Source organism: Providencia sp. wls1943, from assembly GCF_009706275.1.
GTDB classification, from domain to species: domain Bacteria; phylum Pseudomonadota; class Gammaproteobacteria; order Enterobacterales; family Enterobacteriaceae; genus Providencia; species Providencia zhijiangensis.
Genome location: NZ_WLTU01000004.1, coordinates 80531 through 102194 on the forward strand (window position 1 = coordinate 80531; position 21664 = coordinate 102194).

Annotated in this window: 22 protein-coding genes and 1 pseudogene; 9 read left to right on the forward strand and 14 right to left on the reverse strand. The window is 43.8% G+C overall.

Going from position 1 to position 21664, the window contains the following annotated elements; all coding sequences use genetic code 11:
• Positions 1 to 6 precede the first annotated feature (6 nt).
• From paaD to paaA, 4 genes are read right to left on the reverse strand one after another with little or no spacing between them, the layout of a single operon-like run.
• Complete coding sequence (gene paaD, locus GKR48_RS01140; RefSeq protein WP_154626335.1) at positions 7 to 507, reverse strand: 1,2-phenylacetyl-CoA epoxidase subunit PaaD; 501 nt, start codon at positions 505 to 507, stop codon at positions 7 to 9.
• A gap of 5 nt (positions 508 to 512) precedes the next feature.
• On the reverse strand, positions 513 to 1271 hold the full coding sequence (paaC, locus tag GKR48_RS01145; protein ID WP_154626337.1) for a 1,2-phenylacetyl-CoA epoxidase subunit PaaC: 759 nt from the start codon (positions 1269 to 1271) through the stop codon (positions 513 to 515).
• 10 nt (positions 1272 to 1281) lie between these two features.
• Positions 1282 to 1569 (reverse strand): 1,2-phenylacetyl-CoA epoxidase subunit PaaB, encoded by a 288-nt coding sequence (gene paaB / locus GKR48_RS01150; protein ID WP_036948387.1) that lies wholly within the window; start codon positions 1567 to 1569, stop codon positions 1282 to 1284.
• A 20-nt stretch (positions 1570 to 1589) separates the two neighbouring features.
• Complete coding sequence (gene paaA, locus GKR48_RS01155) at positions 1590 to 2528, reverse strand: 1,2-phenylacetyl-CoA epoxidase subunit PaaA (protein WP_154626339.1); 939 nt, start codon at positions 2526 to 2528, stop codon at positions 1590 to 1592.
• A gap of 326 nt (positions 2529 to 2854) precedes the next feature.
• Here paaA and paaZ point away from each other — a divergent pair, with 326 nt between their 5' ends.
• The 3 genes from paaZ to GKR48_RS01170 all read left to right on the forward strand — a co-directional run bounded on the left by paaZ (position 2855) and on the right by GKR48_RS01170 (position 5645).
• The gene (paaZ, locus tag GKR48_RS01160; protein WP_154626341.1) at positions 2855 to 4915 is read left to right on the forward strand and encodes a phenylacetic acid degradation bifunctional protein PaaZ; all 2061 of its coding nucleotides are present in this window, start codon (positions 2855 to 2857) and stop codon (positions 4913 to 4915) included.
• A gap of 201 nt (positions 4916 to 5116) precedes the next feature.
• The gene (locus GKR48_RS01165; protein ID WP_006663118.1) at positions 5117 to 5359 is read left to right on the forward strand and encodes a type II toxin-antitoxin system ParD family antitoxin; all 243 of its coding nucleotides are present in this window, start codon (positions 5117 to 5119) and stop codon (positions 5357 to 5359) included.
• A complete protein-coding gene (locus tag GKR48_RS01170) occupies positions 5352 to 5645 on the forward strand; it encodes a type II toxin-antitoxin system RelE/ParE family toxin (RefSeq protein ID WP_154626343.1) in 294 nt (97 codons plus the stop codon). Before GKR48_RS01165 ends, GKR48_RS01170 begins: the two co-directional genes overlap by 8 nt.
• A 45-nt stretch (positions 5646 to 5690) precedes the next feature.
• Here GKR48_RS01170 and GKR48_RS01175 read toward each other — a convergent pair whose 3' ends face one another.
• The 7 genes and pseudogenes from GKR48_RS01175 to proP form a co-directional block, all read right to left on the reverse strand.
• Positions 5691 to 6002 carry a monooxygenase gene (locus GKR48_RS01175; protein WP_154602233.1) on the reverse strand — a complete coding sequence of 104 codons (312 nt, stop codon included), beginning with the start codon at positions 6000 to 6002 and terminating at the stop codon, positions 5691 to 5693.
• Positions 6003 to 6047: 45 nt separating this feature from the next.
• The gene (locus GKR48_RS18280; protein WP_336298634.1) at positions 6048 to 6218 is read right to left on the reverse strand and encodes a DUF6392 family protein; all 171 of its coding nucleotides are present in this window, start codon (positions 6216 to 6218) and stop codon (positions 6048 to 6050) included.
• Positions 6215 to 6723 (reverse strand): annotated as a pseudogene (locus GKR48_RS18285) (DUF6392 family protein). Before GKR48_RS18285 ends, GKR48_RS18280 begins: the two are co-directional and overlap by 4 nt.
• On the reverse strand, positions 6720 to 7226 hold the full coding sequence (locus tag GKR48_RS01185) for a DUF6392 family protein (protein WP_154626345.1): 507 nt from the start codon (positions 7224 to 7226) through the stop codon (positions 6720 to 6722). The pseudogene GKR48_RS18285 and the gene GKR48_RS01185 overlap by 4 nt, the downstream one beginning before the upstream one ends.
• A complete protein-coding gene (locus GKR48_RS01190) occupies positions 7223 to 8626 on the reverse strand; it encodes an S-type pyocin domain-containing protein (RefSeq protein ID WP_230088553.1) in 1404 nt (467 codons plus the stop codon). The genes GKR48_RS01185 and GKR48_RS01190 overlap by 4 nt, the downstream gene beginning before the upstream one ends.
• A 220-nt stretch (positions 8627 to 8846) precedes the next feature.
• Complete coding sequence (gene phrB, locus GKR48_RS01195) at positions 8847 to 10271, reverse strand: deoxyribodipyrimidine photo-lyase (protein WP_154626347.1); 1425 nt, start codon at positions 10269 to 10271, stop codon at positions 8847 to 8849.
• A 25-nt stretch (positions 10272 to 10296) separates the two neighbouring features.
• Entirely contained in the window at positions 10297 to 11799 is a 1503-nt protein-coding gene (gene proP / locus GKR48_RS01200) for a glycine betaine/L-proline transporter ProP (protein WP_154626349.1), read from the reverse strand.
• 369 nt (positions 11800 to 12168) lie between these two features.
• Here proP and GKR48_RS01205 point away from each other — a divergent pair, with 369 nt between their 5' ends.
• The gene (locus GKR48_RS01205) at positions 12169 to 13137 is read left to right on the forward strand and encodes a 3-oxoacyl-ACP synthase III family protein (protein ID WP_154626351.1); all 969 of its coding nucleotides are present in this window, start codon (positions 12169 to 12171) and stop codon (positions 13135 to 13137) included.
• Positions 13138 to 13437: 300 nt separating this feature from the next.
• The gene (gene poxB, locus GKR48_RS01210; protein WP_154626353.1) at positions 13438 to 15162 is read left to right on the forward strand and encodes a ubiquinone-dependent pyruvate dehydrogenase; all 1725 of its coding nucleotides are present in this window, start codon (positions 13438 to 13440) and stop codon (positions 15160 to 15162) included.
• Positions 15163 to 15229: 67 nt separating this feature from the next.
• On the opposite strand, the gene GKR48_RS01215 is transcribed toward poxB, so the two are convergent.
• Positions 15230 to 16147, reverse strand: a complete 918-nt coding sequence (locus tag GKR48_RS01215) for a DNA-3-methyladenine glycosylase family protein (RefSeq protein ID WP_154626355.1) — start codon at positions 16145 to 16147, stop codon at positions 15230 to 15232.
• 210 nt (positions 16148 to 16357) lie between these two features.
• On the opposite strand from GKR48_RS01215, the gene GKR48_RS01220 reads away from it, so the two are divergent.
• Genes GKR48_RS01220 through GKR48_RS01230 form a run of 3 tightly spaced genes read left to right on the forward strand, consistent with a single transcriptional unit; the run spans position 16358 to position 17787 of the window.
• Complete coding sequence (locus GKR48_RS01220; RefSeq protein ID WP_154626357.1) at positions 16358 to 16855, forward strand: DUF2569 domain-containing protein; 498 nt, start codon at positions 16358 to 16360, stop codon at positions 16853 to 16855.
• A gap of 28 nt (positions 16856 to 16883) precedes the next feature.
• Positions 16884 to 17243, forward strand: a complete 360-nt coding sequence (locus tag GKR48_RS01225) for a DUF488 domain-containing protein (RefSeq protein WP_154626359.1) — start codon at positions 16884 to 16886, stop codon at positions 17241 to 17243.
• A 13-nt stretch (positions 17244 to 17256) separates the two neighbouring features.
• On the forward strand, positions 17257 to 17787 hold the full coding sequence (locus GKR48_RS01230) for a DUF2569 family protein (protein ID WP_154626361.1): 531 nt from the start codon (positions 17257 to 17259) through the stop codon (positions 17785 to 17787).
• A gap of 47 nt (positions 17788 to 17834) precedes the next feature.
• Here the strand turns inward: GKR48_RS01230 and GKR48_RS01235 are convergent, their stop codons facing one another.
• Positions 17835 to 19418, reverse strand: a complete 1584-nt coding sequence (locus tag GKR48_RS01235; RefSeq protein WP_154626363.1) for an ATP-binding cassette domain-containing protein — start codon at positions 19416 to 19418, stop codon at positions 17835 to 17837.
• 431 nt (positions 19419 to 19849) lie between these two features.
• Here GKR48_RS01235 and GKR48_RS01245 point away from each other — a divergent pair, with 431 nt between their 5' ends.
• A complete protein-coding gene (locus tag GKR48_RS01245) occupies positions 19850 to 19990 on the forward strand; it encodes a hypothetical protein (protein ID WP_154626365.1) in 141 nt (46 codons plus the stop codon).
• 141 nt (positions 19991 to 20131) lie between these two features.
• Here the strand turns inward: GKR48_RS01245 and glpD are convergent, their stop codons facing one another.
• Positions 20132 to 21634 (reverse strand): glycerol-3-phosphate dehydrogenase, encoded by a 1503-nt coding sequence (gene glpD, locus GKR48_RS01250; protein ID WP_154626367.1) that lies wholly within the window; start codon positions 21632 to 21634, stop codon positions 20132 to 20134.
• Positions 21635 to 21664 lie beyond the last annotated feature (30 nt).

The following is a 21664-nucleotide window of genomic DNA, read 5'->3' on the forward strand; positions in this document are numbered from 1 at the left end:
GTGCCCTTAAATACATTTAAAGTAATCAAACGGTTCTAAGCATTCATTGCAGCGATACAGCGCTTTGCAGGCGGTAGAGCCAAACTCGCTAATTTTTTCCGTCTGTTCGCTGTCACAACGGGGGCAATAAATTGCCCCTGTATGTTCAGGATGCTCACAGGCGGTGCCTTGTGGGGGGGCAATGCCAAATTCACGTAAGCGCCTTTTGGCATCTTGGTTCATCCAGTCCGTCGTCCATGCGGGGGTTAATACCACTTCTACATCCACAGGTGAAAAACCAGCGCTATCGAGAACCGTTTTGATTTCATTGATTAAAAATTCGGTGGCGGGGCAGCCTGAATAGGTTGGGGTAAACCCAATTTGCCAGCCTTGTTCGGTCGGCTTCACATGGCGCACCATGCCGAGATCAGTAATAGACAGAGCTGGCAATTCAGGGTCAGGGATCTGTTGAAGCTGCTGCCAGATCTGATGAATATCGGGGGATTGAAGTTGCATTCTCTGTTCCATCGCTATCACCACTGGCTGTTGGGGTAAGCGCGTTGCACAAATTGCAGCTGCGTGAGAATTAAACCGAGGTGCTCAGTGTGGCTGCCTTGTTTGCCACCTAATCGATAAGCAGCTTGCTCAGGTAGGCTGAGAGTGGCTTCTTCAAAGGTTTCATTCACGGCTTGCAGCCAAACGTTGCGCAGTGTGCGCGGGTCAACGGCAATGCCTGCCTCGCTTAACGTAATTTCAATTTCATCGGCATGGAACAATTCGCCCGTAAAGCGCCATAAGCGATTGATGGATTGCTGGATTTTTTGTTGGCTCAGTGCGGTACCATCCCCTAATCGGATCATCCAACCGCGGCTAAAACGCAGGTGGTACAGGGCTTCTTTAAGGGATTTTTCGGCAATGGCGGCAAGCTGTGGGTCACGGCTTTGAGCCAGTGCGCTGTACAGGGGCACATGGTAGGCATCGATAAAAAACTGGCGTACGAGGGTATCGTTGAAGCCATCATTCGGTTGTTCAACAAGCAATAAATTGCTGAATTCACGCTCATCACGCAGGTAAGCCAGCTTGTCTTCGTTGTAGCCTGCGCCTTTGAGTTGTGCGGCGTAGCTCAGGAAATTGCGCGCTTGCCCCAGTAAATCTAAGCCGATGTTAGACAGCGCAAGGTCAATTTCGATTTCAGGGGCGTGACCGCACCACTCGCACAGGCGCTGTGCCAGAATCAGTGGAGTGTCTCCGAGGCGTAAAACATAATGTTGGAGCTGCTGTTTTTCGGTCATTTCAAGCTCCTTACATGTTTTTGATGCCATCAGGGATGGTGTAAAAGGTCGGGTGGCGGTAAACCTTGCTATCCGCAGGGTCAAAAAATTGATCTTTTTCATCAGGTTGAGATGCGACCAAATGAGCGGCTTTGACGACCCAAATGGAGCAACCTTCGCTACGGCGAGTGTAGGCATCGCGAGCATTTTCCAGGGCCATTTGGTCATCGGCGGCGTGCAAACTTCCCACATGGCGGTGGGCTAAACCTTGTTTACTGCGAACAAACACTTCATACAGTGGCCAATCTTGATTGTTCATGGTCTTTTCCTTCTGGGTGGCTAAGCCGCAGATTTAATGGCTTTTTGTTTTTGACTGTGAGCCATTGCGCCTTCGCGCACCCAAGCTCCGTCTTCCCAACCTTTACGTTTCGCATCAAGGCGTTCTTGGTTGCAGATCCCTTGCCCTTTAATCACTTGGTAGAACTCTTCCCAATCAATCTCACCAAAACGGTAGTGACCTAGCGCGTCATCCCAGTGCAGGTCAGGGTCGGGGATGGTCATGCCGAGGGCTTCCACCTGCGGTACGGTGTTATCCACAAATTTCTGGCGCAGCTCGTCATTACTGAAGCGTTTGATTTTCCACGCCATACTTTGGGCGCTATGAGGGGAATCAGAATCATTCGGACCAAACATCATTAATACTGGCCACCAAAAGCGGTTGATAGAGTCTTGCAGCATGGCTTTTTGCTCATCAGTCCCTTCAGCTAGTGCCATGACGGTTTCATAGCCTTGGCGTTGGTGAAAACTCTCCTCTTTGCAGATTTTCACCATCGCACGGGCGTAAGGCCCATAAGAGGCACGGCACAGTGCCACTTGGTTGACAATTGCTGCGCCATCAACCAGCCAGCCAATCACGCCCACATCTGCCCAGTTGAGTGTCGGATAGTTAAAAATGGAGGAGTATTTCATCTTTTCGTCGAGCATCTTTTGGTAGATGTCTTGGCGAGAGCAACCCAACGTCTCTGCGGCGCTGTAGAGGTATAAACCATGTCCTGCTTCATCTTGAATTTTTGCTAGCAGAACGGCTTTACGGCGTAGGGTTGGGGCGCGAGTGAGCCAGTTGGCTTCCGGCAGCATACCAATCACTTCTGAATGGGCGTGCTGCCCAATCTGGCGAATGAGGTTTTGTCGGTAGGCATCGGGCATCCAATCTTTGGGCTCGATGGCGATGTCGGCTTCGATTTTGGCATCGAAGTGGATTTGATTTTGCTTGTTCATTGTTATCTTCCGTTAAAGTGATTCATAAAAATAAAGTTTATATAAAAATATGAAACACATTTATTTAACATTAATGCTAGGAATAGTTAACAATAAGATCAATGCTGTTTGTAGGGTTTTTGCGATTCACTTCACAAGCAATTAAACTATATCTATATAAATCAAACTGATAAATCCATCATTTTTTGTGTGATTCTTGTCCTAAATACTCAAATTAACTCTATTTGTGTTTTATTTGTTAAATTTCGATTGGCATCTATGATTGTTTATGTGATACATATTTAACATCTAAAAGTGGTTTATTGTCGTTTTTCTGGAGATGGAACATGCAACATTTAACAAGTTACATTATGGGGAAGTGGGCAACAGGAGCAGAGGAAGGTCGTCCGATTTTTCATGCGCTAACCAATGAAGCACTCTATGCCGTGACCTCTGAAGGGCTGCCATTAGCGCAAAGCCTACAATACGGACGTGATGTCGGTGGTGAGGCGCTAGGAAAATTAACGTTTCAACAGCGTGGAGAGATGCTCAAAGCCGTTGCTCGACATTTGCTTGCCCATAAAGAGGCGTTATACGCCATTTCAGCCCAGACAGGCGCCACTAAATCAGACAGTTGGGTAGATATCGAAGGGGGGATAGGCACTCTATTTTCCTACGCGGGGCTGGCAAGCCGTGAGCTGCCGGATGATACCGTGTGGTCAGAAGACGAGATGATCCCGCTATCAAAACAGGGGCAGTTTGTTGCCCGCCATATTTTAACGTCGCGCCGTGGCGTGGCTTTGCACATCAATGCGTTCAACTTTCCGTGCTGGGGTATGCTAGAAAAACTGGCGCCAACGTGGCTAGCGGGAATGCCTGCTATCATCAAACCTGCTAGCGCATCCGCGCAACTGACTCACGCGATGGTGAAATTGATGGTGGAGAGCGGGTTAGTTCCCGAAGGGGCGATTCAATTAATTTGTGGCGGCGTTGGGGATATGTTCGACCACCTTGATTTTGAAGATGTGGTGACCTTTACAGGCTCAGCGGGAACTGGACAAAAACTCAAATCTCACCCGCGCATCAATCAAAAATCTGTGCCTTTTACGATGGAAGCAGATTCATTGAACTGCGCCATTTTAGGTGCGGATGTTCAGCCTGAACAACCAGAATTTGCGCTGTTTATCAAAGAAGTGGTTAATGAAATGACGACGAAGGCGGGGCAAAAATGTACTGCAATTCGCCGAATTATTGTCCCTAAAACTCAGTTGGAAAATGTGAAAAATGCCCTCCTAAAACGTATCTCGAATGTCGCGGTGGGCGATCCTGCTGCCGAAGGGGTTCGAATGGGCGCATTGATTAACCTTGAACAGCGCCAAGACGTGCAGGATAAAGTGAATTATCTGCTCGCCAATGGTTGCGAACGCTTGTGCGGTGGTAGCTTTACCAATATGCAGGTGGTGGCTGGCGATAGCGAAAAAGGGGCATTTTTCCCACCGACATTGCTGTACTGTGCCGAGCCATTTGTGCATCAGGCGGTACATGAAACCGAGGCGTTTGGTCCCGTGGCGACATTAATGAGTTATGACGGGTTAGATCAAGCGGTGCAATTGGCGGCGCTAGGAGGCGGAAGCTTAGTTGGCTCGTTAGTGACTGCCGATAGCCAAGTGGCGCAGACGGTGATCCGCGCAGCGGCACGGGCGCACGGACGGATGTTTATTCTGGATGAAGCGGCATCGAAAGAGTCCACGGGGCACGGCTCGCCTTTGCCAATGTTGGTACATGGTGGCCCGGGGCGTGCTGGGGGCGGTGAAGAGCTCGGTGGTTTGCGAGCCGTAAAACATTATATGCAGCGCACGGCACTTCAAGGTAGCCCATCCATGCTGACCGCAATTAGCAAACAGTGGATGCGCGGGGCTGAGGCCATTGCCGATGTGGTGCATCCATTCCGTAAATATTTCGAAGAGTTAGTGATTGGCGACACGTTACTGACCGCGAGACGCACGGTGACTGAAGCGGATATTGTGAATTTTGCCTGCCTTAGCGGGGACAATTTCTATGTGCATGTGGATAAACTCGGCGCCGAGCAATCCATGTTTGGCGAGCGCATCGCCCACGGCTATTTTGTGGTATCGGCGGCGGCGGGCCTGTTTGTGGATGCGGGAGTTGGGCCGGTTATCGCTAACTATGGGATGGAAAACTTACGTTTTATCGAACCTGTAAAAATCGGCGATACCATCCAAGTGCGCTTAACATGCAAGAAAAAGATCAAAAAGGTGCAGAAAAAAGCCGAAGATAAGCCTAATGGGGTTATCGAGTGGGATGTCCAAGTGTTTAATCAGCATAACGATATCGTGGCGCTGTACAGTATTTTAACGCTGGTGGAACGTCGCCACGGGGATTTTTGATGTTGTGTTATCAGGCGAAAATCAATGAATTGATTTTCCTTGTTAATTTTACAACCCAAAAGAGCCATTTCTAAACCTGATGGGTTTGTCAATGGCCTGAGAGGGCAAAAATGCCCCCTCAGTTTTTGCTGGCTGGAAGCAACAGAAATTCATTGCTATAGTTGTATGACTGAGTAATACAATTCTATGGTGGGTGAGTTTATGGCGAGAGTAACAAGTGTGACATTGGGGGAGCACTTCAACCGTTTTATTGGCGATATGATCCAGTCTGGTCGCTATGGCAATACATCAGAAGTGATAAGGGACGCATTGCGTATGATGGAAGAGAGAGAGCAACGGCTTGAATATGTGAGAAAAATGGTATTGGATGGACTGAATTCACCTGAAAGTGAAAGCAGTATGGATGACATTTTTGCCAGAGCGGAAAAGGATTTAAATGTATAAAATTTCCCAAGTTGCGGAAGAAGATATTTATCAAATTGCTCGTTACACAATACGGCAGTTCGGTGTTAATCAAGCGAAAAAATACCATAATGAATTAAAAAAAACGTTTGAGTTACTGGCTAGTTCGCCATGGATAGGAAAAGAGTGTCATTGGATATGTGAAGGGATGAGGCGATTTGAGTTTAAAAAACATTCCATATATTACATGCCCCAAACCCCATTTATTTTTATCTCTCGCGTTATTCATCAATCTGTGGATGTCGATGAATTGGATTTTGCTGAGTAAATTTTAACGGGATAAGAGAAGGCAAAAATGCCCTCTCCATAGAAACTATTTTTGAATAAATTGCGCTTGGTTCAGCTGGCTGAGTGCGGTATTTACACTAAAAATTTGCCCGCTCACTTCAGGTACACCAAAGGATTTGAGTCGCGCACTGTGCATTTCGAGATACGCTTGCGCATCGGCTTGGTTAGCAAATAAGTAAATACCCCCCGCCCGTTGGGTCTGTTGGTTTTCAGTCCAAATCTTCCAAATAAACCCCGGTTCTTGGTTAATGGATTGCGCTAATCCTTCCATTGCCGCCGCCATCTCTTCACCCCATGGGCCTTGGTATGGGAAATCAACCTGTAAAATCACCTGCATTATTGCCTCCTATTGTTGTTGTCTAGTTATCATAACCAGTAATTTCTATTTAGGATTGATCAAATTGGGGATTGGGGGGAAATAAGGGCAGGGAGTGTGGATATCATGAGCTGAATTCCCTTGGGGCTTAGTTTTATAAGGGATTAACCCGTCGCGATAAAGCTCATCATAGGTATCCCCTAACCGTTGTACTAACGCTTCAATGTTTACACTCATTTGTAATGATCTACTTTCCAGCGTTTTTCTAAATTCGCTAATACTTCAAAAGTAACTTCTTGAGCAAGCGTTTTCATCTCGGGATGAAAGCTCACAATCATAGCTATAGGCTCCATAGATTGCGTTGTAATGCTTAGTTTAAATACCTCTGTTTTTCCTATAGGAATACCCAAAATAACATCTTCAGGAGCTTGCCTTATTGGATTGCCTATATGCTCATAAAACCAAACATAAGACATCACTTGCTCTAATCCAAAGGGAATTTGGTTCGGAAAATCCACCCATTACGCTTATTATCTGGTATGAGAGTCATAGTAATCTGTGATAATTTTTTGGACGGATTATCAAATGCTAAAAATGTATATTCCTTTGACATTCTAAGTGTTAATACATCATCTCCAGAGTTGCCTTGAGGTTTTGTTTTATAAGGGATTAACCCGTCGTGACAAAGTTCATCATAGGTATCCCTTAACCGTTGTACTAACGTTTCAATATTTACACTCATTTGTAATGATCTACTTTCCAGCGTTTTTCTAAGTTATCTAACAACTCAAATGTTACTGATTGTGCAAAACCTTTCATTACAGGATGATAACTGACCAAAATAGATGTTTTTTTCTTCAGACTTGAATCATTTAAAATAAATACTTCTGATTTACCAAATTCAAAGCCCATAACTACTTTTTCTGGGGCAACTCTTATAGGGTCACCTATGTGTGCATAAAACCAGCGGTCAGTCATGACTTGTTCTAATCCAAAAGGTATTTTATTTGGGAAAACCCATTGATTTTTGACATTATCAGGGATCAACGTCATCGTAATCTGTGATAATTTTTTAGATGGATTATCAAAAGATAAAAATACATACTCTTTTGTCATTCTCAGGCTTAAATCATCATCTCCAGAGTTGCCTTGAGGTTTTGTTTTATAAGGGATTAACCCGTCACGATAAAGTTCATCATAGGTATCCCCTAACCGTTGTACTAACGCTTCAATATTTACACTCATTTGTATAATCCTTTTGCTTCGTTTAGCTCGTGTATTTTGTCTAATTTTTCATCCAGTAATTTGTTATCGTAACCTTCATTTTCCAAACATTCTCGGTTAGCTGCCCAATTTCGCTCAACGGCTTCTCGTAAATTTTGTGCATCGAATACCTTTCGACGTAGTGATGAGCCATCGTCAAGATCAACCCAACTGTTATTTCGTCCACCGTAAGTTTCACTGCATTTCCGATGAACTTCTTTAGGGATAGCAATTGATGCTACTTGCCCTAACATTATATCGAGCTTTTCCTTTGAAATATCAGGATATTTTTTAATTAAATAGAGCTTAATAGCAGCTTGAGATGGCAGATGGTCAACTTCATACAAATCTTTTCTAGGGCGCCCTTTAAAATTATCGTAATAATCCACTTCCAAATCATCGACTGGCTCTTTTTGAAAAAACACATAGATTGCAGGTACTTCCCCTCGAGGATCGACAATCACATAATCATTAAAATCCGTTTCGTGAATAGGCACCCATTCAATCCATCCCGTTGATTGCTCGGGTATCGGACTTACGGTTATTTCTGGTTTTTCAATATCGGGAATGGGATTTGGCAAACTCCAAATTTTTTGCGGTTCAGGTAAAGGGGTTGGTGGGGATGTATGTCCAATTTCACCACCATCATGAACGATGCTTTCCCGACGTCCGTTATCTAAACTAAATTTAACGGACTGAAAACCTAATATTGGTTTTTCTGCGACTTCTTGAGCGGTGTAATCATTGTATTCCACCGTATTCTCTTTGAGATCCCAAAAAAATTGCCCTTTAAACTCAGGGTCTGAAAATGTCGCCGTGCCATCCTCATGAATTTCAGCAAAGCGGACTCTTACCCTATCTAATCCACTTTTTTCATCCACTTCATACCCAGCAATTTTCGGGTTTCCCGTCTCTTCGTCTACTATGACTCGAAAACGAACACGGGTTGTTACCGTACTTTTTGCCGCAGCTATTTCTCTTAAAAAAGCTTCCGACGTATAGTCATAGGTAGATACCGTTGATGCAGAACGAGAAAAACCACCAAAAATGAGTCGCTTCTCAAGAGGACGACCAATAAAAATACGGTCCATTGTCGCATCACCCACACTCGGTGAGTAAAAGAGACCCATCAATAATATCGTCATCGGATTTGGCGCTTTAACTACCTGAGTTAAAACATCTAAGGCATCTTTCGGGGATATTGATGGTTTTGATATTGAGGTTGCTGGTGGAGAAAGCGGGATAGATTGAGCAGGAGCAAAAGATAGCGCTCTAGGCTCCATGAAAAATCGTAGTTTCGGGACGGTGACATAAACCGTTGTCGTTGATGTTCCTATATTTGTTCGGCTACTTGCACTTCCAATGTAATTATTTTCTGGCATCCGAGCATCTCCTTTTAGCAGCAGGCTTCAATCTTAAAATGTTATGACCTCATTAAGACCGTATAGTGAGATTAACTCAAATTCACCATTTAATTGATTTAGACTTAGTCTGAATTTTAGATAAGGTAGAATTATAGATTGAGGAAATAAGGATGTTTCAGAAAATGAAAAGGAAGCGTTATATCAGTATGGAGCTCGTGAAAAAATGGCAAAACTAACGCTATACAGCCTGCTTTCCTGCCTCAAACGCTTCCAGCGTCATCAGCCGTGCTTGCTTATGGTCAACGATGGGGGTTGGATAATTCAGAGAGACTTGGTGAGATTCAGCCCATGTATGGGGTTCGTGAATAAACGTCTCGGGAACATCGCGAAGTTCGGGAAGCCACTCGCGGATAAACGTGCCTTGTGGATCGAATTTTTTCCCCTGAGTGGTTGGGTTAAAAATACGGAACCACGGCGAGGCATCAACCCCCGTTGACGCTGACCATTGCCAGCCGCCATTATTCGCCGCCAAAGTGCCATCGATTAACTGGCTCATAAAGTAGTGCTCGCCTTTGCGCCAATCGACTAGCAAATCCTTGACTAAAAAACTCGCCACAATCATCCGTAGTCGGTTATGCATCCAGCCTGTTTGGTTGAGCTGGCGCATGGCGGCATCCACAATTGGGTAGCCTGTTTGTCCACTTTTCCATGCCGAAAATATAGCGTCATCAGGATTCCATTGAATATGTTGCGTCCATTTAATAAATGGCTGGTGGCGACAAAGGCGTGGAAAAGCGACCAGTAGATGACTATAAAATTCTCGCCAAATTAATTCATTTAGCCAGCTAAAACCGCCACTTTCTTGGGAGTCAAAAACCTGCGGGTTCTCTGCCAATAAGCGATTCACACATTGGCGAGGTGAAAGCACCCCAAGGGCTAAATACGGGGATAATTGGCTAGTACCATCAATGGCGGGAATATCTCGGTCGCGTTGGTAATCTTGTACGCGCTCGCTGCAAAACTGCCGTAACTTCGCTAATGCAGCTTGCTCTCCGGCAATAAATTGCGATGAAGTTTCAACAGGTTGATGAGCAAAAAGTGGAGGTGTATTTTCAACGGTTAACGCGGCTCCCCGTGGTTTGGGTGCAGGAAACGAGCGAAAATCACTCATCAGCAATTGGCTCAAAAAGGCGCGCCGAAACGGGGTATAGACTTGGTACATATCCTCTTTTTGGGTCGTCACTGAACCTGGCGGAAGTAATAGCGCATCATCATAGGTGAAAATATTCAGATGTTGCGACTGCTGGCGTAACTGTTCATCCCTCAAGCGTTCATTTAACTCGTACTGGTGATTGAAATATAACCCTGTGGCATTTTGCTGTTGGGCAAAATCCAGCAACCATTTCACGGAATCCGCAAAGGTTGCCGCGGTATGGCAAATCAGGGGAATGCCCCGTTTCGCTAAAGCGTGTTGTAGCTCCACCAGGTTTTGATGCAAAAAGGCAATTTGCCTTGGTGATACGTTGTGAGTTGCCCACTGTTCTGGCGTCGCAATATAGACGCCAATCACAGTGGCAGTAGGATCCTCACAAGCAAAGGTAAGCGCTTTATTATCGGTGACTCGTAGATCGTTGCGAAACCAAACTAAGTGACAAGCCGACATCGCTTTCCTCGCTGTTTTTTAAGGGTTAATCTAATTTTGGGTGCTGGTTGATTAGCGATTGGCGCTGTTTTTCCAGCTCGGCAATTTGTTGCTCGATATCTTCAACTTTCTGTTCGATATTGTCAAAATGCTCACTCAAAATTTCTTTTGCCTCCGCTTTATCTGAGGCCGCCGGTGTTGCACCACGCAGTGGTTTATTGGCCGTTTCTGGCATTCTAATACCGGTATACAGACCAATTAATGCAATGACTATCAGATAATATGCAGGCATATACAAGTCATTAGTCGCTTCAACTAACCATGCCGCCGCTGTTGGTGTTGCACCCGCAATTAATACCGAAATATTAAAAGCGATGGCTAATGCACTATAACGAATATGGGTAGGGAAAATAGCCGGTAAAATCGATGCCATCACCCCTGTAAAGCAGTTGAGTAATACTGCAAGAATCAACAATCCGACAAAAATTAAGCCAACAGAGCCGCTATTAATCATCATAAATGCGGGGTAAGCCAACACAATTAACCCTACGCTGCCCATGATCACAAAAGGTCGGCGACCAATTTTGTCACTGGCTAAACCAATGATTGGCTGAACAAACAGCATACCAATCATAATAGCGATAATAATCAACACACCGTGGTCGGTCGAGTAGTTCAAATTATGGGACAAATAGCTCGGCATATAGGTCAGCAGCATATAGTACGTCACGTTAGTGGCGATAACTAAGCCGACACAAATCATCAAGCTTTTCCAATATTTAGATGCAACTTCACGGAAAGAGACTTTCGGTGGGTTCTGGATATTGGCTTTGTCTTGCTGCTCTAAGCTTTCAATATGTTGCTGGAATGCAGGGGTTTCTTCCAATGAATGACGTAAATAGAGACCGATAATACCTAACGGTAAGGCTAAGAAGAACGGAATTCTCCATCCCCAATCGTGGAAGTTAGCTTCTCCGACAAGGCTTGAAATCAGTACGACGACACCTGCACCCATCACAAAACCTGCGATAGAACCGAAGTCTAACCAACTGCCCATAAAGCCACGCTTACGGTCAGGGGAATATTCAGCAACAAAGATGGCTGCACCGGAATATTCACCACCTACTGAGAAACCTTGAGCCAATTTAGCGAGCAGTAATAAGATAGGCGCCCAAATACCAATTTTCTCGTATGATGGGATCAGACCGATACAGAAGGTACTGATTGCCATAATAATAATGGTCATGGACAGCACTTTTTGTCGACCGTATTTATCCCCGAGAATACCGAAGACAACGCCCCCAAGGGGTCTAACCAAGAAAGGTACGGAGAAGGTGGCTAACGCCGCAATCATCTGAACGCTCGGTGATGCGTCCGGAAAGAAGACTTGACCCAGTACATAGGCTAAGAAGCCGTAAACACCGAAGTCGAACCATTCCATCGCATTACCCAGCGAAGCCGCTGTGATTGCTTTTTTCAATTTTCCATCATCAATAATTGTAATATCGTTGATATTTAATGGTTTTTCTTTTTTCTTTCTGATCTTCATGGAACCATCCTCTTATTTGAATTTTAAGATGTGGGTTTCCCGATCCGATTTGCTCGGACAATCTGCAAATAATGAAAATTAGTATGGATAATTAAATGCAGTATCTAAACTAATTGAATGGAAATTTATTGATTAAGAAGCTTGTTGAATAAGCTATATCAAGTTTTTATAACGAAGTGTATTGATAGGGAAATACTGATTTATTATGTTTTTGAAATAAAGCAAAAATATCACCTTTAGATAGTCAAATATGATTCAATAATACAATAATATCGACAAAATGTAAAATGTGGTGGTTTGTGTTGATTGTTTTTTATTAATTGGTGGATTATACCATGGGGGTAAACTAATACAAATAAGGGAAATGCAATGAATGAGGCAATAAAAATTTCATCTATTCATATCTACCATCCTGAAAATATTAGGAATAACCAATATTATTTTGATAAGTATCCAAATATCAAAAATTTACCGGAATTATTGAATGATTTTGGGCAGAGGCAGCGATATATCACGATCCAGCCTGATGAAAATGCGTTGACGATGTCGATTAATGCATTAGCCTCAATGAGTGATAAGGATATCGATGTTTTGATATTTGCCTCAACGACGATGGAATATTTGTCACCACTTAATGCCCTATATTTACATCATCATTTAGCCTTAAAAAATGAGTGTGTATGTATTGATATTAACGGTAATTGCCTCGGAATGTTAATGGCATTCGAGCAGGCTGCAATCATACTAAAGATGAAAAAAACAGCTAAAAAAGCCCTTATTGTTGCCTCGGACCATCTTTCAAATCTATGTAATCAAAATGAGCTATTCCCATCGGTTCTCTTTGGGGATGCAGCAGTTGCTATGACATTAGAAAAAGTACAAAACGGGACAAGCTCTGGTTTGATGGATAGCTTTTATTATACGGATTCGAATTTTTGCCGGGAGACCCGTTTTCCTAAGCATGGTTTTTCACAGAGCCAAAATATGCAAGATGAGAAAATTTACTGGGGTAAATTTACAACAAAAGAGTGTTTGCCTCATGCTATTTATCACATTGACAAATTATTAAAAAGTAATGGGTTAACTATTGATGATATAAGTTGTTTTTTCTTCTCTCAGGTAATGAAAAGCAATATTTCAGAATTGGCAGAAGCATTAAATATTCCTAATAAAAAAATAGAATATATTGCGGATGAATATGGTTATACAGGGGCAACTAGCCCATTTATTGCTTATTATTGCCACCAGAAAAAGAATTTACTCCGTGATGAAGATATTGTCTTATTTTGGACGTTAGGTGCAGGTTATCAATTCGGAATCGTTCTTTGGAAAATATAAAGAGATTTATGATTTTCGATACGTGCAAAATAAACGGGATTTTGCTGGGTTGTTCATAACTGAAACTAACCCTCTTTTTACGACCTTAAATTTGTCCTGTTATCTCATTCTTCTTTCGATATTCGCGGATGAATATCTTGTTCTGTTTTTGAATGTACTGCATTGGTAGGAATGGTGAATTGATTTAGTTAGAATTGAAAGAATATTACGGGAAGTATTTTAAGAGCAGCATCGCTTGTTAAATATGTAGCGGTTAACAAGAATAAACTGAATTTAATCCGACTTAAAAAGAGTGCCATTATGAAAAAACAGAGTATTGCATCCTATATTGCGAAAGTACTGGATAACGCAGGTGTTAAGCGCATCTGGGGAGTCACTGGGGACTCATTAAACGGTTTAACGGATAGTCTACGTAAGCAAGAGTCTATTGAGTGGTTAGGTACCCGTCATGAAGAAGTGGCTGCATTTGCCGCGGGCGCAGAAGCGCAACTAACGGGTGAGTTAGCGGTGTGTGCGGGTTCTTGTGGACCTGGAAACATGCACTTAATCAACGGATTGTATGATTGCCATCGTAACCGTGTACCTGTATTAGCCATTGCTGCGCATATCCCATCGAGTGAAATCGGTAGTAATTACTTCCAAGAAACCCATCCAACAGAACTGTTCCGTGAATGTAGCCACTATTGTGAAATGGTGACTAACCCTGAGCAAATTCAACAAGTTCTGGGCATAGCGATGCGTAAAGCGATCCTGAATAAAGGCGTTTCCGTTGTCGTTATTCCGGGTGATATCGCCCTGAAAGATGCACCAGAATCGGCGAAAGAAGAGTGGTATCAGCCACAAGCACCTCTGATCATGCCTCAGCGTCCTGAAATTGAAAAATTAGCAGAAGCACTGAATCAGTCAGAAAACATCACGTTGTTCTGCGGTAATGGCTGTGCTGGCGCTCATGATGAAGTGGTGAAACTGGCAGAAACTTTGAATGCGCCAGTGGTACATGCGTTGCGTGGTAAAGAGCATATTGAGTGGGATAACCCAAATAGTGTGGGAATGACAGGGTTAATCGGTTTTTCATCAGGCTACCACGCAATGATGAATGCGGATACCGTTGTGTTGTTAGGTACCCAATTCCCATATCGTCCGTTCTACCCAACAGACGCGAAAATTATTCAAATTGACCTGAATGCCGGAAGCTTAGGCTCCCATTGCCATATTGATATGGGGCTAATCGGGGATATTAAGGAGACATTGACTGCCCTACAGCCACATTTAACGGCGAAGCAGAATCGTAAACATTTGGATGGTGCACTGAAGCACTATGCCGAGGCGCGTAAAGGGCTGGATGATTTAGCTAAGCCGGGCCATGAAGGGCTGATCCATCCACAATATTTAGCCACCAAGCTGAGCGAGCTGGCGAACGACGATACTATCTTTACCTGCGATGTGGGCACACCAACGGTGTGGGCTGCGCGTTACTTGAAAATGAACGGTAAACGTCGCCTGATCGGTTCGTTTAACCATGGTTCGATGGCAAACGCAATGCCACAAGCGATTGGTGCGCAAGCGGTTGATAAAAATCGCCAAGTGGTTGCAATGTGTGGCGATGGTGGTTTCAGTATGTTGATGGGTGACTTTATTTCGCTGTCGCAGATGAAATTACCAGTAAAAATCATCATTCATAACAACGGCGTATTGGGCTTTGTGGCGATGGAAATGAAGGTTGCAGGCTTTATGACTGCGGGCACCGATTTACAGAATCCAAACTTTGCAGCAATTGCCAATGCGGCAGGTATCAAAGGTATTCGCGTTGAGAAAAGTGAAGATCTGGACGGTGCGCTGAAAGAAGCTTTTGCTCATGATGGCCCAGTTGTTGTGGATGTATTGACGGCGAAGCAAGAGCTTTCAATGCCTCCAGAGATTGAAGCGCAAGAAGCCAAAGGTTTTAGCTTATATATGCTGAAGGCAATTATGAGCGGTCGCGGTGATGAAGTGGTGCAATTGGTGAAAACCAACTGGTTGCGTTAATCACTATCTAATCGAGTAGCATCATAAATAAATCCCTAATTCAGCGTACTGGATTAGGGATTTTTGTTTAATATCCTGCAGCGGATTGGCTGCGCCAAAGATGAGCGGCAATCAGTGCTCGCCACGGTGCAAATTGGGCTAGCCATTGTTGGGTTTCTTTCGCAGATGGTTGCGCATCTTGAGCTAATAAAGTTTGTAAATTGCGTCGTACGGCAACATCCCCATGCAGGGAACCATCTAGGTAATTAAATCCGCGCAGCAATCCATAACTTACTGTCCAAGGTCCAATACCTTTGATAGCCAGCAATTTTTCGGTGACCTCATGGACGTTTTCAGGGGTAACGGCGTTGTCTAGGTCTAATTCACCCGCCTGAATAGCGGCACACAGCCCGCGTAAGGCGATGATTTTTCCAAGAGAAAAACCCGCTTGCCGTAAAATTTCATCGTCCACATTGATGACTGAGGCGACGGTGGGAAAGCACCAAATGCCTGATGAATGCTGCTGCCCGACAGCTTGAATAAAACGTCGGCGGATGGCGATGGCAGCAAGAACACTAATTTGCTGGCCGATAATGGCCCATACGAGCGCTTCAAACGTGGTGGCGGATTGATACACTCGCACACCTCGCTGTGGCGCAATCAGTTTACCCAGTATTGGGTGGGTAAGGTATTTTTCTTCAAATTGCTCAACGGGTTGATTCAATCCGAGTAAATGAATCGCAAGCGTGTGTAGCTCATTTAAGGAAGGCGATGTTTCTGCATTATCAACATCAAGCTGCAATATTGCTTGTTTATTGTCAGTGGCTTGGCCGTTAATGGATAGGCGAATTTGCGCAGCGTGTTCTTGCCAGATGATCCCTTTGCGCAAGGTGTTTTTTTCAACAATCTCGGCGATATTTTGCGGATCCCTCAAGTGAAAGGCAAAAAAATCATCAATACGGTAATGAAGTGGCAGTGATATAGAAACGGATTGCGTTGATGCCATAGTTCGTCTTCTTCTGATTTATGCTCATTTTTGGTTAATTTTTGACAAAAAACGTCACACGCTACATTTTTAGCCGTTAGAGTATGTTAGCTTAGCAAAAAGGTGATTCAGATAATCATGTGCTAATTTAGCTTGCCCATACCTATTCAGCAAATTCTTGCGCAAATAGGTGAGCAGATTAACTGCATAAATTAAATCAAGGATGTGAAGATGAACGCAGAAAATAATGAAATGCTCCCTGCGCCAAAGCCTAAGCCAGAATTAAATGGTATCGGTGGATGGTTAATTCTCCCCTTGCTTGGGGTGATTTTTTCGGCACTATTTATGCCGTTTAGACTTTGGCATCATAATCAAGAAGTGATTGAATACTGGAGCGAATTGACGTCCCCAGGTTCAGACTATTTCATTCCGTTATTCAAAGAAGTGATATATTTTGAAACGGTTGGTAACGCGATTATTTACGGTACAGTTCTGTATCTTTGTTATCTCTTTTTCACTAAGAAAAAATTAATTATTAAGGTGTATGCCTTTTTCCAAATTTTTTCATTGGCTGTGATGGTTTTTGATTTGGTGCTTGCCAATCAATTGTTAGACCTCGAAATAGATTCCAATGATATTCGTGAATTGATACGAGGGTTATTTGGTTGTTTCGTCTGGGTGCCTTACTTTTTTGTCTCTGTGCGTGTTCGCAATACGTTTATTAATTAGTAAACCCCAATGACTGTGGAGCCTGCTGATGATTTACTGTAAACGAGTCTATGACCCTTGTAGCCCTCAAGATGGTTATCGCATTTTGGTGGATAGACTGTGGCCTCGTGGGATCAAAAAGGTAGATTTGCAGTGTGATGAATGGAACAAAGCGGTTGCGCCCTCCAATGAATTGCGCAAATGGTTTCATCAACATACTGACCAGTTTGAGCAGTTTGTAACGCAATATCAGCAAGAACTACAGCAAAATGATGCATGGCACGCTGTATTTGCGAAAGCGCAGCAAGGGGACATCACGTTGTTATATAGCGCCAAAGATACGCAACATAATCAGGCATTGGTACTGAAAGCTTTTATCGAAGAAAAACTCAAAGAACGTAAAGAATAAAAAGGTTATTACTATGGATGTGAATTTATCATCTAATCCCGAATCATTGCCCGCGGCTCAAATACCGGTGCAGAGTCATACTAAACCTCAAAAATCCCTCCAAGGGATTGGTGGCTGGCTGATTTTACCTCTGTTAGGTCAGCTGTATATGCTGGGTAATTTGGTCAAAATGATGGTGAATGATATTGCTGAGGTTCAAGGTGCTTGGTCGCTGGCAACAAACCCTGCATCGGACTTTTATATGTCAGGTTTTGCCTCTGGATTTTATGCTGTTCAGCTCAGCCTTGGGGTGATTATCGCATTAATGGTGGGGTCGTTCATTGCGGTATTTAAAAAGAAATCCATGGTTAAAGGGTTGTTTATCATTACGATGATGCTCTATGTCGCAGTGATTGGTGCCTCGCGCATCGCCTTTCCCGTCGCGTTTCACCTCGAAATCGACTATAGCTACATTACCAGCTTTTTTAATGGCAGTTTTTATTGCTTGATTTGGGTTCCCTATTTTCTGGTTTCTGCCCGCGTAAAAAAGACCTTTGTGAATTAAGAAAGGGCTGTAAAGCACAGCCCATACAGCTCATTATTTAATCTTTATTAACTGCCTAGTGGTAAGTAATGGGTAATATTGCATTGCTCCACAAATGCCTCATCATGAGAAACCAGTAACAGCGTCCCTTGGTAATCCCGTAATAGCCCTTCCAACAGCTGTTTTGAATCTAAATCTAAGTGATTATCTGGCTCATCGAGCAGTAAAACGGCGGGAGGATGAGAGCTATGCGTCAAAGCTAGGAGTGTCGCTTTGAGCTGCTCGCCACCACTGAGCTGGCACAACGGCAGTAACGATTTATCCCCTCGAATACGTAACATACCCAATTGAGTTCTCCACTGCTCTACGGAAATCGCTGGCTGATATTGATAGAGTGCCTCGGCAACGGGTAATGACTTATCCAAAAGATTCAGATGTTGGTCTAAATAGCAAAAATCACCGCTGATGCGACATTCTCCAGACAGCGCCTGCAACTGATTTGCCAACACTTTTAATAGGGTGGATTTTCCAGAGCCATTGCGTCCTTGAATATGCCAATGTTCACCGCTATAGGCGGTAAATGAGAGTGGTGCCGTTTGCCCATAAGGTAGTGTCAATTGGGAGACAAAAATGCGCATTTTTCCACCTTCGCTTCGGTAACTGAGTACCATCTTTTGAGGCTGAATATGGCTAACTTTGTCTTGATTTTGCTGATGTTGATGTTGTAATTCGCCTAATACACGCTGGTGACGCTCCGCTACACTAGATTGCCTTTTTTCGGATCTATTTTTCTGCATATCGAGTAACAATAAGGATTGGGAACCGCCATAGCGAATGCTTTCACCTTGCTTGCGTCGCTGAGCAGCTTTTTGTAGGGTGGCTTGCTGCTGTTTTTTCTCTTGGCGGATCTGCTTTTCGAGTTGTTCGCCTTCTGCTTCAATCGCATTGATAGCAAAGGTTTTTTGCTCATCATACAGGGTGTAATTTCCACCGTATTCCACTAAGCCTTTATCGGTTAATTCAAAAATAGCGTTCATTTCTTCAAGAAGATGGCGGTTATGGCTGATGACTAAACAGCCAGCTTTGTGCTGACTGAGCTTTTCACTTAGCCAATGGCGTCCTTGTTGGTCAAGGTGGTTGTCGGGTTCGTCGAGTAAAAGAAAATGGTCAGGATATAAAAATGCACCACATAACGCTAGGCGAGTGCGTTCACCACCGCTGAGTTGTTCTATAGTGGCATCCATTGATGCTGTTAGCTGCGCAGACGCTAACAGCATTTCCCATGTTGCAGGCAGATGCCAATTATCTTCCGTTAGCTCGAAATCGGTCATGGTGCCAAGACCTTGTTCAATGCATAAAAAGGCTTGCCAAAGTGCATCAATACCTAGTGCTTGAGCAATGGTATTACCCGTTAAGCGGTTGAGTTGATCCACATGAATTATCGGTAAATGCCAATCAACTTTACCGTGAGTGGGGGTGAGTTGTTCGGCAAGTAATCGCATTAATACGGATTTTCCACGACCATTGTGACCAATTAGTGCATTTTTTTGGCGAAATAAGCTACCACTCAATGGCGGAAAGAGTGTGGATTGGTCGAACTCGATGGTTAATTGTGAAAAATGGCACGCGAGAGCTGGATTAGCTATTGTCATAGAGACCTCCAAATAGAGAGGGCAGACAACGTTACGCTATCTTTCGCACTATTATTTTTCGAAGCATTTTCTTTTAAAAAGCCTATTTCGAAAAAGAAGCGATGAAAACTGTGTCTGCCAAGAACAGAAAAATAATGACCTTAAACAAGGTATTGTGAATATTTTCTGGCAGGACTTAGTTCATCGTCGGAAAGACTCACTTTAGAAGGGGCAAAATTGCGGGTGAATTATAAACAGGGTTGCGAGGTGGATGCAAGCATGGGCTGTATAAAAAGTAAACTTTCAGTAATTGTCTTCTAAATCCATAATATTGTGTGTTAACGGCGATATTTTAACTTAAGGCATAATATGTTGGATTTAAGCTTGAGTAAACCGAGTGAAGTTGTCAAAAAACTCTGTGAAAGATTACGTTTAGAGCGACTGACATTAAAATGACGCAGGCGGATGTTGCGGATATCACAGCGCAAGAAGCGGATGAGATGATATTGCGCCTATACCATGTCGCTCGCCAATTTAGCGATATCGCAAATGAGCTTTACCCTAATAACATTACGTCCACGACATTGAAATAGATTCAATCCAGAATTGATGACAATATTCAATTTTTAGAGTGTTCATAAAAGTAAAAGCGCCAGTCTGTGGGCACAGATAGGCGCTTTTGGTACAACAACGAGTTTTTTACGATTCTATCTTACTGCGTATCTCTTACGAGATTATGCTGTCACAGCCACTTTCGTGTGCTCTGCAAGCCATTGTGCAATGCGCTGTTTCTCAGCGTCGTTCAGCCACATGCCCAATTTGGTACGACGCCAAATTGCATCGTCTAATTCTACAACCCACTCATTTTCGACCAAGTAGCGTAATTCGGCTTCATAGACATTTGCGCCGAATGCTTCACCTAAATCAGACACTGAGTTTGCGCCCGCTAAAATCAACTTACTGTTGCTGCCGTAAGTTCTTGCGTAACGCAGTGCTAAGCCTTCTGGGAGCCATGGGTAATGCTGGGTTAATACGCGTGCGTAACCATCGCGGTCACAACCTTCGATATCGCCACCCGGTAATTGACCGTTTTTAGTCCAAGGCTCGCCAGCATGCGGATAGTATGCCGCTAATTTACCTACAGCCGCTTCAGCCAGTTTACGGTAAGTGGTTAATTTACCACCGAATACTGACAGTAATGGCGCTTTTCCATCTTCATCGTGAACATCTAATGTGTAGTCACGAGTGATAGCTTGTGGAGAGTCTGATTCGTCATCACACAGAGGGCGAACACCTGAGTAATCCCACACAATATCTTGTTTGGTCAGCTGTTTTTTGAAGTGATCGTTATACACTTTCAGCAGATAATTGACTTCGTTTTCGTCAATTTTTACATCTTTTGGATCCCCTTTGTACTCAACATCGGTAGTACCGATAATTGAGAATTCATCCATCCAAGGGATCACAAAGACGATTCGGTTATCTTCGTTTTGCAGGATATACGCTTGTGGCTCATCGTGAGCGCGTGGAACCACAATATGGCTGCCTTTGATCAGACGAATACCATAAGGGGATTTCAGTTTTAAGCCATCATCGAAGAACTCTTTAACCCAAGGTCCTGTTGCGTTGACTAGACCTTTAGCTTTCCAAGTATGAGTTTCGCCAGTACGTAAGTCTTGAGCTTCAACCACCCAAAGACCATTTTCACGGTATGCGCGAGTCACTTTTGTGCGAGTGCGAACTTCACCGTTTTTACGAACTACTTCTTGAGCGTTCAATACCACTAAACGCGCATCATCAACCCAGCAATCTGAGTATTCGAAACCTTTGGTTAGTTCTGGTTTCAACACAGAATTTTGGTTGAATTTTAAGCTCTTGCTACTTGGCAGGCTAACGCGTTTGCCTAAGTGATCGTACAGGAATAGGCCAATACGGATCATCCAAGCTGGGCGTAAGTGAGGCTGATGAGGTAGACGGAAGCGCATTGGGAATGCGATGTGCGGAGCCAGTCGTAATAAGACCTCACGCTCTGCAAGTGCTTCACTCACCAGTCTAAATTCATAATGTTCGAGGTAGCGTAAACCACCGTGGATCAGTTTCGAACTTGCAGATGAAGTTGCACTCGCTAAGTCTTGAGATTCAAGCAGCAGTACAGATAATCCACGCCCAGCAGCATCAGCTGCAATACCAGCGCCGTTGATTCCGCCGCCAATTACAATCAAGTCTTTCGTTTCCATGCATCCCCCTGAGATGTTCGAACCATTTTC

Excerpts from the sequence above, each read along its gene's own strand:
- paaD (WP_154626335.1), bottom strand. The coding sequence starts at position 507 with ATGGAACAGAGAATGCAACTTCAATCCCCCGATATTCATCAGATCTGG.
- paaC (WP_154626337.1), bottom strand. The coding sequence starts at position 1,271 with ATGACCGAAAAACAGCAGCTCCAACATTATGTTTTACGCCTCGGAGAC.
- paaB (WP_036948387.1), bottom strand. The coding sequence starts at position 1,569 with ATGAACAATCAAGATTGGCCACTGTATGAAGTGTTTGTTCGCAGTAAA.
- paaA (WP_154626339.1), bottom strand. The coding sequence starts at position 2,528 with ATGAACAAGCAAAATCAAATCCACTTCGATGCCAAAATCGAAGCCGAC.
- paaZ (WP_154626341.1), top strand. The coding sequence starts at position 2,855 with ATGCAACATTTAACAAGTTACATTATGGGGAAGTGGGCAACAGGAGCA.
- GKR48_RS01165 (WP_006663118.1), top strand. The coding sequence starts at position 5,117 with ATGGCGAGAGTAACAAGTGTGACATTGGGGGAGCACTTCAACCGTTTT.
- GKR48_RS01170 (WP_154626343.1), top strand. The coding sequence starts at position 5,352 with ATGTATAAAATTTCCCAAGTTGCGGAAGAAGATATTTATCAAATTGCT.
- GKR48_RS01175 (WP_154602233.1), bottom strand. The coding sequence starts at position 6,002 with ATGCAGGTGATTTTACAGGTTGATTTCCCATACCAAGGCCCATGGGGT.
- GKR48_RS18280 (WP_336298634.1), bottom strand. The coding sequence starts at position 6,218 with ATGAGTGTAAACATTGAAGCGTTAGTACAACGGTTAGGGGATACCTAT.
- GKR48_RS01185 (WP_154626345.1), bottom strand. The coding sequence starts at position 7,226 with ATGAGTGTAAATATTGAAGCGTTAGTACAACGGTTAGGGGATACCTAT.
- GKR48_RS01190 (WP_230088553.1), bottom strand. The coding sequence starts at position 8,626 with ATGCCAGAAAATAATTACATTGGAAGTGCAAGTAGCCGAACAAATATA.
- phrB (WP_154626347.1), bottom strand. The coding sequence starts at position 10,271 with ATGTCGGCTTGTCACTTAGTTTGGTTTCGCAACGATCTACGAGTCACC.
- proP (WP_154626349.1), bottom strand. The coding sequence starts at position 11,799 with ATGAAGATCAGAAAGAAAAAAGAAAAACCATTAAATATCAACGATATT.
- GKR48_RS01205 (WP_154626351.1), top strand. The coding sequence starts at position 12,169 with ATGAATGAGGCAATAAAAATTTCATCTATTCATATCTACCATCCTGAA.
- poxB (WP_154626353.1), top strand. The coding sequence starts at position 13,438 with ATGAAAAAACAGAGTATTGCATCCTATATTGCGAAAGTACTGGATAAC.
- GKR48_RS01215 (WP_154626355.1), bottom strand. The coding sequence starts at position 16,147 with ATGGCATCAACGCAATCCGTTTCTATATCACTGCCACTTCATTACCGT.
- GKR48_RS01220 (WP_154626357.1), top strand. The coding sequence starts at position 16,358 with ATGAACGCAGAAAATAATGAAATGCTCCCTGCGCCAAAGCCTAAGCCA.
- GKR48_RS01225 (WP_154626359.1), top strand. The coding sequence starts at position 16,884 with ATGATTTACTGTAAACGAGTCTATGACCCTTGTAGCCCTCAAGATGGT.
- GKR48_RS01230 (WP_154626361.1), top strand. The coding sequence starts at position 17,257 with ATGGATGTGAATTTATCATCTAATCCCGAATCATTGCCCGCGGCTCAA.
- GKR48_RS01235 (WP_154626363.1), bottom strand. The coding sequence starts at position 19,418 with ATGACAATAGCTAATCCAGCTCTCGCGTGCCATTTTTCACAATTAACC.
- GKR48_RS01245 (WP_154626365.1), top strand. The coding sequence starts at position 19,850 with ATGACGCAGGCGGATGTTGCGGATATCACAGCGCAAGAAGCGGATGAG.
- glpD (WP_154626367.1), bottom strand. The coding sequence starts at position 21,634 with ATGGAAACGAAAGACTTGATTGTAATTGGCGGCGGAATCAACGGCGCT.